Origin of the sequence: Streptococcus gwangjuensis, from assembly GCF_028156745.1 — a bacterium.
Taxonomy (GTDB): Bacteria; Bacillota; Bacilli; order Lactobacillales; family Streptococcaceae; genus Streptococcus; species Streptococcus gwangjuense_A.
On the sequence record NZ_JAODJG010000037.1, the window covers coordinates 17,452 to 31,070 of the forward strand.

At 40.5% G+C, this 13,619-nt stretch carries 2 protein-coding genes and 2 pseudogenes; all 4 read left to right on the top strand.

The genetic code is table 11. From position 1 onward, the window contains the following. Window positions 1–73 precede the first annotated feature (73 nt). Entirely contained in the window at window positions 74–931 is an 858-nt protein-coding gene (locus tag N5909_RS07325) for a bifunctional methylenetetrahydrofolate dehydrogenase/methenyltetrahydrofolate cyclohydrolase (RefSeq protein WP_333908975.1), read from the top strand. Window positions 932–1,294: 363 nt separating this feature from the next. Continuing rightward, entirely contained in the window at window positions 1,295–8,455 is a 7,161-nt protein-coding gene (locus tag N5909_RS07330) for an SIALI-17 repeat-containing surface protein (RefSeq protein WP_271631057.1), read from the top strand. A 164-nt stretch (window positions 8,456–8,619) separates the two neighbouring features. Then, a pseudogene (locus N5909_RS07335) lies at window positions 8,620–8,685 on the top strand (YSIRK-type signal peptide-containing protein); the annotation flags it as partial. A gap of 321 nt (window positions 8,686–9,006) precedes the next feature. After that, a pseudogene (locus N5909_RS07340) lies at window positions 9,007–13,619 on the top strand (SIALI-17 repeat-containing surface protein); the annotation flags it as partial.

Consider the following 13,619-nt stretch of genomic DNA (forward strand, 5'->3'; position numbering starts at 1 on the left):
TAAAAAAGAAGTGTTAGAGGGGATTAGCAGTTTTTGGTATAATGGAAGATATTTGAAAGAAAAGAGAAGTGATATGACACAGATTATTGATGGGAAGTCTCTAGCAGCTAAGTTACAAGGACAGCTGGCTGAAAAGACAACAAGATTAAAGGAAGAAACGGGGCTAGTACCTGGTTTGGTAGTGATTTTGGTTGGGGACAACCCTGCCAGCCAAGTCTATGTTCGCAACAAGGAGAGGTCAGCCCTTGCGGCTGGTTTCCATAGTGAAGTTGTGCGAGTTCCAGAAACCATTACCCAATCGGAATTGTTAGACTTGATTGCCAAATACAATCAAGATTTAGCTTGGCATGGGATTTTGGTCCAGTTACCTTTACCCAAACATATCGATGAAGAAGCGATTTTGTTGGCCATTGATCCTGAAAAGGACGTAGATGGTTTCCATCCCCTGAACATGGGGCGTCTTTGGTCTGGTCACCCAGTCATGATTCCTTCAACACCTGCAGGAATTATGGAAATGTTTCATGAATATGGAATTGATTTGGAAGGTAAACATGCGGTCGTCATCGGTCGTTCCAATATCGTTGGAAAACCTATGGCCCAGCTTCTTTTGGCAAAGAATGCGACAGTGACTTTGACCCACTCACGGACTCATCATCTTGCTAAGGTGGCTGCTAAAGCAGATATTCTCGTAGTAGCAATCGGCCGCGCCAAGTTTGTGACTGCTGACTTTGTCAAACCAGGTGCGGTAGTCATTGACGTTGGGATGAACCGCGATGAAAACGGAAAGCTCTGTGGGGATGTGGATTATGAGGCAGTTGCCCCACTTGCTAGCCACATCACACCAGTTCCTGGAGGTGTAGGTCCTATGACCATTACCATGCTGATGGAGCAAACTTATCAAGCAGCACTTCGGACATTGGATAGAAAATAGGAAAAAAGAAGGTAGAATAATGTTTTACCTTCTTTTTATATAATGCAGTCTATAATGATATGAGTCCATAAACTATAAATTTAAAGTCTAAAACTGTTATTAATGCAATTAAATATGTATTGGAAAGTGCCTAGAACCCAAAGCTACTTTCATTGCACCTATTTCTTTTGAATGAACTTTTTATATACCATTTTATTAGGTTAAATTAATGGAAAATGATTGCAATTTCAGGCGTGTTTTGATATATTCAATATATAAAATATATTATCGAACTTGGTACGTGTTTGTGTATTCAGAAGGAGGTTGTTTTTTAAAATAAAGAAAACGCTTACTTTGTATCGAGAAAAAGAAATGAGGATTTTAATGAACAAAAGACTTTTTGATAAACGTTGTCATTATAGCATTCGTAAATTTGCAATAGGTGCGGCATCTGTAATGATTGGGGCTAGTATATTTGGCATTTCAGCTGTACAAGCTGAGGAGGTGGCTTCATCCAATACTCAAACAGGAGAAACAACTGTTCATCAACCTCAGCCTTTAGATAAGCTTCCTGATGATGTGGCAGCTGCTATCGCAAAGGCTGATGAGAATGGTGGGCGTGAGTTTGTAAAACCCAAAGCTGAGTCGACAGAAGATAAAGTGACTAAGGATACAGAACCTACTAGACCTGCTAATGAGGGTAGTCATGAATTAGCTAGCCCTAAAGTGGAAACTCCAAATAAAGTAGAAGAAGGAAACAAAGCTGAGGACAAACAGAAATCTGAAGAGGCAAATCCAAAGCCTGTTGAATCTGCAGTAACAGCTGGAACAGAAGTAAAAGAGGATTCTAAAAAAACTTCTGAAAAGGACCAAGTGAAATCAGACACAGAGATCAAACCTTCTTCTGAAAAATCGCAAGCACTATCTGGAGAGTCAAACAAAGCTGAAGTTGAAAAGGAAAAACAGCTATTATCGGAGCGAAAACAAGATTTTAATAAAGATTGGTATTTTAAACTAAATGCCCAAGGCGATTTTTCAAAAAAAGATGTGGATGTTCATGATTGGTCTAAATTGAATCTTCCGCATGATTGGAGTATTTATTTTGATTTTGACCATAAGTCTCCTGCTCGAAACGAAGGTGGACAGTTAAATGGTGGAACGGCTTGGTATCGCAAAACGTTCACAGTTAATGAAGCTGATAAGAACAAGGATGTACGTATCAATTTTGACGGTGTTTACATGGATTCTAGGGTCTATGTAAATGGTAAATTTGTAGGACATTATCCAAGTGGCTATAATCATTTTTCTTATGATATCACTAAGTTTTTAAACAAGGATGGTAGTGAAAATTCAATTACTGTTCAAGTGACCAATAAACAACCAAGTAGTCGTTGGTATTCTGGAAGTGGTATTTATCGTGATGTAACCCTTAGTTATCGTGATAAAGTTCATGTTACCGAAAATGGTAATCATATCACTACTCCAAAACTTGCTGAGCAAAAAGAAGGGAATGTTGAAACACAGGTTCAAAGTAAGATTAAGAATACGGATAAGAAGGCTGCTAAAGTCTTTGTGGAACAACAAATTTTCACTAAGGAAGGCAAGGTTGTATCAGAATTAGTTCGCTCTGAAACGAAGAATTTAGCAGAAAATGAAGTTGCAGATTTCAGACAAACAATCCTAGTTAATAAACCAACTCTTTGGACGACAAAAAGTTATCATCCTCAACTGTATGTGCTGAAAACAAAGGTTTATAAAGAAGGTCAACTAGTTGATGTAACAGAAGATACATTTGGTTACCGTTATTTCAATTGGACTGCTAAGGATGGTTTCTCTCTGAATGGTGAACGCATGAAATTCCACGGAGTAAGTATTCACCATGATAATGGAGCTTTGGGTGCAGAAGAAAATTATAAGGCTACCTATCGTAAATTAAAACTCCTGAAAGATATGGGGGTTAACTCTATTCGAACAACCCACAATCCAGCTAGTCCTCAGTTGCTTGATGCTGCAGCTAGTTTAGGTCTTTTGGTGCAAGAGGAAGCTTTTGATACCTGGTATGGTGGTAAGAAAACATACGACTATGGACGGTTCTTTGATCAAGATGCAACTCATCCTGAAGCTAAGAAGGGGGAGAAGTGGTCTGATTTTGATCTTAGAACAATGGTAGAACGTGATAAGAACAATCCGTCTATCGTCATGTGGTCTCTTGGAAATGAGGTAGAAGAGGCAAATGGTAGTCCTCGCTCTATCGAAACTGCTAAACGTCTGAAGGCTATTATCAAGGCGATTGATACTGAGCGTTATGTCACCATGGGTGAAAATAAATTTAGTCGTGCAGCAACAGGTGATTTTTTGAAACTCGCAGAAATCATGGATGCTGTCGGTATGAACTATGGTGAACGTTTTTATGATGCGGTTCGTAGAGCGCATCCAGATTGGCTCATTTATGGTTCTGAAACCTCTTCAGCTACTAGAACGCGTGATTCTTATTACAATCCTGCTCAAATCCTTGGACACGATAACCGTCCAAATCGTCACTATGAACAATCTGATTATGGTAACGACCGTGTTGGGTGGGGAAGAACAGCTACTGAGTCATGGACTTTTGACCGTGATCGCGCTGGCTATGCCGGACAATTTATCTGGACTGGGTTTGATTATATTGGTGAACCAACTCCATGGCATAACCAAGATAATACACCTGTAAAAAGCTCTTACTTTGGTATCATCGATACGGCTGGTTTACCAAAAAATGATTTCTACCTTTATCGCAGTGAGTGGTATAGTGCTAAAGAAAAGCCAACTGTACGCATTTTACCACATTGGAACTGGACTGAAGAGACACTTAAGGATCGCAAGATGCTAGTCGATGGAAAGGTTCCAGTTCGTACCTTCTCAAATGCTGCAAGTGTAGAATTGTTCTTAAATGGACAGTCGCTTGGTAAAAAGGAATATACGAAGAAAAGGACAGAAGATGGACGTCCTTATCATGAAGGGGCTAAACCAAGTGAATTGTATCTTGAGTGGCTTGTGAAATACCAACCCGGCACACTGACTGCGATTGCTAGAGATGAAAATGGCAAAGAAATTGCGCGTGATAGTGTGACAACTGCAGGGGAACCAGCAAGAGTTCGTCTGACTAAAGAAGAGCATGTTATCACTGCAGATGGGAAAGACCTATCCTACATCCATTACGAAATTGTTGATGGCGATGGGAATGTGGTTCCGACAGCGAATAATCTTGTTCATTTCAATCTTCATGGTCAAGGACAAATTGTTGGGGTCGATAATGGAGAACAAGCTAGCCGTGAGCGTTACAAAGCTCAAGCAGATGGAACATGGCAAAGACGTGCTTTCAATGGTAAAGGAGTTGTCATTGTAAAATCAACAGAAAAAGAAGGTAAATTTACTCTTTATGCAGATTCTGCTGGTTTAACTTCTGATAGCGCAACGGTCGCAACTGTGTCTGGTAAGAAAGAAAACCGTCACTTTGTAGCCTTTGCTCCTGTAAAAGCAACAACTGACGTGACAACAAATCCTGAATTGCCTCAAACAGTAACAGCTATTTATAGCGACGGTAGTGTTGAGGAAAAGACTGTAACATGGGACGTGCCATCTGACTTGCTTACAAGTGCAGGTGAGAAAAAAGTATCTGGACGTGTAGAAGGTTTTGAAGCCAAAGCTGAGGCACTTGTAAAAGTGATTGCCTTAGATAAATGGTTACCAAAAGTTGCTACAGTACCAGTTGGTACAACTGCAGCTGATTTGGATAAAACAGTCACAGCTGTTCTGACAGATGGTAGCTTGATTGATACTGATGTTGTTTCTTGGACCTTGAAAGATCCTGCTGCTTTGACCAAGGAAGGGGGACGTACGGAAGCTACTGGTAAATTGGTAGATGATGGCCATGAAGTTACGGCAACCTTTATCGCAAGCAGTAAGGAAACAACAAGTAGCATTACAGGACTTACTGTTGGGGATAAAGCTCTTGAGAACTTCGAGTCTGGCAAGACTTATTACCGTGTATCCCTTCCTTACACCGGAACAATTCCAAGTGTTGGGGCTCAGACTACTGGTTATCAAGTAACTGTTCAGCAAGCTTCTGCTGATAATGGTTATCAGGCTTCTGTCTTCTTGAGTGACCAAAAGGGTGACTTGGTTCAAACTTACCTAATTCAGTTTGTGAAGGAAGCTCCTGCCTTGAAACGTTTGGAAGTAGTTGTGGAAGGAAAAGAAACTGCTACTGAAGATCAGGTTTTAACTTATCGTGTCATTGGTAGTTATGAGGATGGTTCTCAAACAGAATTTTCAGCTTCAGATATTCACCTAGAAGCTAAATCATCTGATGGTGGGCATCTTGAGGTAAATGGTCAGAATCTATTGCTCTATACTAAGGGAAGAGTGACTTTGACACCTCGAATCGATAATCAAACAGAGGAAACAGAATCTGTAACTACTGAAGTAGTGATTAAAGAGAATAAAGTCAGCAAGAAGATTGTGAAACTTCATCCTGTATCTATTTCTACAGACATTAATCAGCAACCGAATCTACCTAAAGAAGTTGGGGCAGAATTTGATAAGGGCTTGCCACGCAAAGTATCTGTAACTTGGGACAAGGTAGATGAAAAAGAATTGGGTCGCTATCATAGCTTTACCCTTAAAGGACATGTAGAAGGCACAGACATTGAAGCTCAAGCAACGGTGACAGTTGAAGGCTTACAAGTTGCAGAGGAAGTCAGCCTCACAGTACCTAAGGGTGAGACAGTTCAATTGCCAGCTAATGTTCGTGCTTACCATTCTAATGGAACAACTATCTATAAAGATGTAGTTTGGGATCAGGTTCCAGCCAACTTTAGTCAAACTGAAGGAGTCTATGAAATCAATGGTCGTTTAGTGGGTAGCAATCTGACCACTAAAGCTCATGTTCGAGTATCTAGTCAAGTTGTTGCTGGAAATAATATCTCTAAACAATGGACAGGTTCGCAATTGCCAGCTGCCATTGTGTCCAATACAGGAGGAGATGATTCAGCTAATACCTTGAACGACCTGACTGTGTCAAGAACGCCAACAGATGCTAAAAATAGATGGACTACTTGGAGAACAAATACTGATAATGACTGGGCTTCTATCTTGTTTGGTAATTCAGGAGACTTGACGAAACGTTTTGTCAACAATTTATCAGTTGATTTCTATACTGATGGAGCAATTGGTCTTCCAAAAGAATATGTAGTTGAATATTATGTAGGTAAAGAAATTCCAGATTTACCAAGTGATGTCAGTCATGCTCAGCGTGATACTAATCATCCATTTAATAATCCAGACAATTGGAAAGCAGTTGAAAACTTACATGCTCCAAGTCAGCTATCTGCAACTCAAACCAATCACTTTACCTTTGACAAGGTCGAAACCTACGCTGTGCGTATTCGTATGAAGAAGGCTGATGGAACATCAGGTGTTGGTTTGACAGAGCTAACTGTCCTTGGAAACAAGGTCTTAAGTGAAACAAGTTCAGATATTTCTATCAAAGTAGATGGCAAGGATCTTGAACACTTTAATCCATCGAAAACAGATTATTATATTCCTCAATCTAGCAAGGAAATTACTGCAACAGCTAGCAACAATGGTTTGGTTACTCTTGTTCCAGCAACAAGTCCAAAAGGTGCGACACGTCTTATTTTGAAGGCTGAAGATGGTACTATTTTAAAAGAATATCGAATCTACCGTAATGATGAGAGAGAAACTAGTCAACCTCTTGCTGCAGAAAACAGTGCTAAAATCTTGAATGTTGGAGACAATCTTCAACTTCCTTCAGAAGTAAGTGTTTATTATCCAACTTCAACTAATTGGACTACAGATAAACTTGCAGTGAAGTGGGATGCTATTCCTGAACATGCGACAGAGCATGAGGGAACATTCCAAGTTACCGGTCATGTTATTGGTACAAATCTAACAACTATCATGCAGGTGACAGTTGTTTCTAAAGGCAATCAAATCATTTCAGAAAATCCAAGCAACAATGACAAAGATTCTAAAGCCTTTGCTTCGACAACGAACGATACTCAAGCAGCTTCACATGATAGAATTTTCTATATCAATGATGGAAAATACAATGAAGATGGACGTTGGACAAACTGGTCTCGTACTCCGAAAAATCAAGAAACTTCTGTTGGATTACTCTTTAAGAAGGATGGAAAAATTACTTCTCAATCTATCGGAAAAGTAGCCCTTCAGTTCTTTAAAGATAGTGGCACAGATGCTCCTGAGAAAATGGTTCTAGAAAGATATATTGGTCCAGAATTTACAGAACCAAGTACGATTTCTCGTTATGAAGAAAATGCCGATCATCCATTCAATAAGGCAGAAAATTGGGCACCAATTCCTTACAAAGCTTCTGGAGAATTAGTAGCTGGTAAACCAATCGAGTTTAACTTTGATCCGGTTCAAACGACAGCTATTCGTGCTCGCATGACTCGTAAGGCTACTACCAATGGTCTTGCACTTGTAGAATTTACAGCCTATTCTGCAGGCAAGGGAGCAGAAGTGGAAACACCATCAGCGACTATTTCGATCGATGGAAAAGCATTGGAAAACTTTGATCCAAATGTGACAGAGTACACCCTAACAACAATGGGAACTAAACCAAAAGTCACTGCGACAACTAGTGGACATGGAGTAGTCACGGTAGTGGATCATGGAAATACAAATCTTCCAACACTCGTTCGTCTTGTTTCCAAAGATGGAAATCTGGTGAAAGAATATCGTTTACACTTTAAGTCTACCTTCCAAACAACACCGACAGAAGGCGTTAAGAACTTAGTTGCAGAAGTACCAAGTTTGGAAATTGAAAAGACTTCACTTCCGTTTAAAGAAGTTATTCGTGAAAATCCTGAACTTGCTCAAGGTCAACGTCGTATTGTTTCTGAAGGTCAGGATGGAGAAAAAGTTGACTATATTCAAGTTTTGGGTACTACTAGAAGTCTTGTTCATTCTGAAGAAAGAAAGGCTCAGGATCGCATTGTTGAAGTTGGACTGAAAACAACTATTTCAAGTAGTAAAGGCGAGGAGCCAGCTCCAGTCAATGAAGTTCCAGAATTCAAAGGCGGTGCTAACTTTGTAGAAGCGGCAGTAAACGAAGTTCCAGAATTCAAAGGTGGTGCTAACTTTGTAGAAGCAGCAGTCAATGAAGTTCCAGAATACACAGGAATTCTAGCCACAGTAGGAGATCAAGCAGTACCAAGTGTTGAGAAACCTGAATTTAAGGGTGGCGTTAATGCTGTAATGGCTCTAGAACATAAACTTCCAGAGTACCGTGGTATTCTAGCTACAGTAGGTAATCAACCAGCACCGACAGTAGAAAAACCAGAGTTTAAACTAAGTTCGTTAGAAAAATCTCAGACTCCAGAAGCACCAGTTCAAGTTGCCAAGGAAGACAAGAGATTGCCAGAAACTGGTGAAAAACAGTCAGAAACAGCTATTTTCTTGGCAGGTGTTACCTTGGCCTTGTCAGCAGCTTTATTAACTGCAAAACGCAAAGAGGACTAGTCTGTGCGCCTAATACCATTCTAGTTGTATAGATTGGTAGAAGATAAAAAATGAATCGATAAATGAGTCGAATAGATGGAGAGGGCCAATTAGTCCTCCCCGTCTTTACTAGTGAAAATGGAATCGTTTACTTTCGTGTTTGGACGAAAGGAGATAAGATAAAGATGGATAAAAATTTTTTCAATAAACGTTGTCATTACAGTATTCGTAAATTCGCTATTGGAGTAGCTTCTGTTATGATTGGTGCCAGTATCTTTGGTGTTAATCTAGTAGAGGCTGCAGAAACAGGTAGTGTAGGAGATAAAGAGGGAACTATAACTCAAGCTGAGCCATTAGAAAAGTTACCTGATGAACTTGCGGCAGTTTTGAAGAAAGCAGAAGAAAATACTGGGAAGGAAGCTAGCTCGACAGTTGGAAATGGAGAAACTACAGGAACGATTGGTTCTACTGATTCGACAAATAATCTTAAACCAGCTGAAGCACCTGGAATTCCAGAGAATGAAACAAAGCCGTCTGAAGCTATGAGTGGAGGACAAAATGATAAAGAAATCTCTAAACCTAGTCAACCAACTACACCTGAAACTCCAAAAGTAGAACAAACAGGTGATGGAACAGTTGAACTAGCGGATCAATTCACTGCAAGCAAACCAGCTAGCGAAGATAGTATTGCAGCTGCCAGCAAGAGCGCAGATTATCTCAAGAAAGAGTACAAGGTCTTCCCAACTCCACAAAAAGTGACTTATGGAGAAGGAGTCACAGCCCTTCGTAAGCAAGTCAATCTGGTTATGGGAGATCAACTCGATATCTATACTCGTAATCGCTTGAAGAGTGTCTTGCAGGACAATCAAGTATCTTACAAAACTAGTAAAACGGCAGTTTCTGGCGCAACTAATATCTATCTTGGAGTGCATGGACAAGGTTCACAAGCAGAGCAAAATATGTCCAAGGTTTCAGCAGGTCTCTTTGACAAGATTGATGCCTATGCCTTGACCATCAAGGATAATTCGATTTCTATCGTCGGAAAAGACACAGATGCAGTCTTCTATGGTTTGACAACCTTGAAACACATGCTTAAGGAAAGTCAAGTTCCAGTTCTTCGCAATGTGACAGTGGAAGATTACGCTGAAATTAAGAACCGTGGTTTCATCGAAGGTTACTATGGAAATCCATGGTCTAATGAAAATCGTAAAGAATTGATGCGTTATGGAAGTGAATTGAAGTTAACTCAATACTATTTCGCACCAAAAGATGATCCATACCACAATAAGAAATGGCGTGAACTTTACCCAGAAGAAAAACTGGCTGAAATCCGAGAACTTGCACGTGTCGGTAATCAAACGAAAACACGTTATGTTTGGACCATCCATCCATTTATGAACAATCGTATCCGCTTTGGCAATGAAGCGCATTACCAGGCTGACCTTGCAACAATAAAGGCTAAGTTTACTCAGTTGTTGGACGTGGGAGTGCGTGAATTTGGTGTGCTTGCAGATGATGCACCAAGCCCAGTTGGTGGTTACCATAGTTATGTTCGCTTGATGAAGGATATCACAAATTGGTTGACTGAAAAACAAACAACATACAGTGGTCTCCGTAAAGATATGATTTTTGTTCCTGCCTGGTACATGGGGCAAGGAACTGAAGCTGAACTTCGGACCTTGAATGAACATCTTCCTGAAAATGTTCATTTAACTCTTACTGGTGGAAAGGTCTGGGGGGCTGTTGATCAAACATTCTTAACGAACTTAAAGAAAAATTTAACAGAAGGTGGTAAGACTTACCGTCCAATTCAGTTCTGGATTAACTGGCCATGTAATGACAATACAAAACCCCACCTAATTCTTGGAGGTGGTGAAAAATTCTTACATCCAAATGTTGATTTATCGCTTGCACAAGGAATTGTGCTAAATCCAATGCAACAATCTGAAGCATCTAAAGTGGCACTTTTTGATATGGCTCAGTATGGATGGAAGCAATGGAGAAGTGCAGAAGAAGCTGAACAAATCAACGATATGGCCTTTAACTATGTAGTCAACGATCATTTTGAAGAAAGCAGTGTTTCAAAGGCTTTTCGAGAACTCGGAAAACACATGCGCAATCAAAATAGACCTCCCCATGTCACTAAATTAGAAGAGTCTGTAAAATTGGCTCCAAAATTGACAGAATTCTATAACAAACTCAAATCTGGTCAAAATCTGGATTCTGAAAGAAAAGAGTTGAGGGACATTTTTGCTGGTTTGAAAGCCAATGCTCTTCTACTTAAAGAAAAAGGCGATCAGAAATTAATCGAACAAATTCACTATTGGTTAGATAATACAGTAGATCAAATGAACGCGCTTGAAGCTTTCCTAACAGCTACAGAAGGTCTTACTGAAAAGAATGATGCCAAGGTATGGGAGTACTATCAGGCAGGAGTCAAACATTATGACCAGTCAGTTAAACATGCCTTCTTTTACGTTGACCATTATGAATACGCAGAATTTGGTGTCCAACATATTCGACCATTTATCAATAATCTCAAAGAATACTTAGCCTTACATATTCAAGCAATGTTGAATCCAGATAAATTTGTGACAACATTTATTACGAATCGTGCTGGAATAGAAGGCGGATTGAAAGAAGTCACAGATGGTGACTTTGATACACATGTGATTGCCAAAACAACCATTGTAATTGAGAGAGGTGATTATGTAGGCTTACGCTTTAATAAGGCGATTAAAATACACAAATTAGGTTTCGCTACGGGTACTAATACGGCCGATAACTATACCTTTAGTAATGCAGTTGTGGAATATCAAAATGAAAAAGGAGAATGGGTAGCCATAACGAGCCCTGCATATACTGGTCGAGAACGCATTCTGGAATTTAATGACCTCGATATCACAGCTCAAGCTGTTCGTATGATAGCAACAGCTAAGAAGGATAATGCTTGGCTCGCCATGCGTGAAATAGCTGTAAATAGACCCCTAGAATTGGGTAGTAAGAAAGTTAGTGGCACTATTAGTTTAAGTCCAAACCTTGTTTACAAATATGGAACAAGTGTTGTTCAGATGCAAGATGGTCGAGAAAACACAGAATCCATGATGGCACATGTTGATCAGACCAATGTCACACCAGCGCAAGCCTGGGTACAAATGGACTTAGGTGGACTGCATAAAGTAAAACGAGTTCATCTGATGCAAGGAGAACGAGACAAACTAGCATCTGGTGTCATCGAATATTCTGCAGATGGTACAAATTGGACAACGCTTCAAAATTTATCAGGGCAACGAACTTCTGATATCGTGCAAGAATTTACAACTCGTTTTGTTCGCATTCGCAATACACAAACCTTAAATAAGTGGTGGAGAATTGCGGAATTTACAGTAGATGTCGATAGTCCAAATCTTGACTTAACAGATACCAACGTGGACGCCTTGAAGGAAACACCGGTAGTGGATAGCTTGGGACGTTATGAACTTCAAATTCCAGCTGGAACTAAACTTCCTGCTCATAGCTATCTAGGAATGAAGCTTGACCGTATTCATCAAGTCAAGAGCATCCAGCTCCAAGGTCAGGCCAACCCTGCTCTTAGCCTAGAGTACTCTGCAAATGCTCAAGAATGGACACCAGCTAGCCAGTTAACAGATAGAACTGTCGCAACCCACTTGGTACGTTATGTTCGTCTTGTTAATAAAACAGACCAAGAACAGGCTGTTCCATCAACTTCTCTCCTTGTAACGACTAAAGAAGTGCAACCAACCAAACTAGAATCTACAACTATGGGCATTCATCCAACATATGGAAGTAATGATGTTCGTAAGATTAATAACCTAGATCAATTGTTTGATGGTGTGTACAACAACTTCGTTGAGTTTTCAGACTATGCCCATAAAGATGGCCATGTAACCTTGAAACTTGGTAGTGAACGAACGATTAAGAAGATCAGAGCCTACATCCAAGATGGAACTCAAAACTATCTTCGTGATGGTAAAATCCAAGTCAGCCAAGACGGTAAAACTTGGACGGATGTTGTGACAGTGGGAGATGGTGTAGTCAATAGTACACACGATGATTCATTGACAGATGGTTGGACACATGATTCTAAGATGCCAGGAAATCGTTACATCGAGGGTGAATTGACGACACCAGTCAAAGCCAACTATCTTCGTGTCCTCTATACAGCTGACTATGATGCTCGTTTTGTAGGATTTACAGAATTGGTGATCAATGATGGCGAATTTGTCAAACCAATCAATGATCCAACTGTAGAAGGAAACGGTGGCGAAAGCCGAGGTAACTTCTATACTAATCTCGTAGATGGAAAAGTTTTGACTAGCTACAAAGCAGAACAAGATAAGGGAGAAATGATTTACCACTTATCAGAACCAACCAATGCCAACCATCTACGCCTTGTTTCAAGCCTTCCTGAAGGAGCGAAAGCACGAGTTCAAGCGAGAACACTTAAGGATGGACAAGAAAGTTGGACAGATCTTGGTGCCATTACATCTAGTCTCCAAACCTTTGCTATCCGAAATGGTGGTTCTCTTCTAGATGTTAAACTGGTCTGGGAAGGTGGCAAGGCTGAGTTTTATGAATTGGCGAGCTTCTATCAAGAATTGACAGAAGAACCTGTTCAATCAAGCAAGGGTGAAGAACCAGCACCAGTGCTTGAGGTACCTGAATTTACAGGTGGTGTAAATGCAGTTGAAGCTTTGGTACATGAGCTACCAGCCTACACAGGTCCATTATCAACCGTAGGTGACCAAGCTGCACCGACAGTAGAGAAACCAGAGTTTCAGGGTGGTGTGAATGCAGTTGAAGCTTTGGTACATGAGCTACCAGCTTATACAGGCCCATTGTCAACCGTAGGTGACCAAGCCGCTCCAACAGTAGAGAAACCAGAGTTCAAGGGTGGAGTCAACTCAGTTATGGCCTTGAAACACGAACTACCAGAGTACACAGGTCCATTGTCAAGCGTGGGCGATCAAACTGCACCGACGGTAGAGAAACCAGAGTTCAAGGGTGGAGTCAACTCAGTTATGGCCTTGAAACATGAGCTACCAGCCTACACAGGTCCATTATCAACCGTAGGTGACCAACCAGCTCCGACAGTAGAAAAACCAGAATTTAAGCTAAGTTCGTTAGAAAAATCTCAGACTCCAGAAGCACCAGTTCAAGTTGC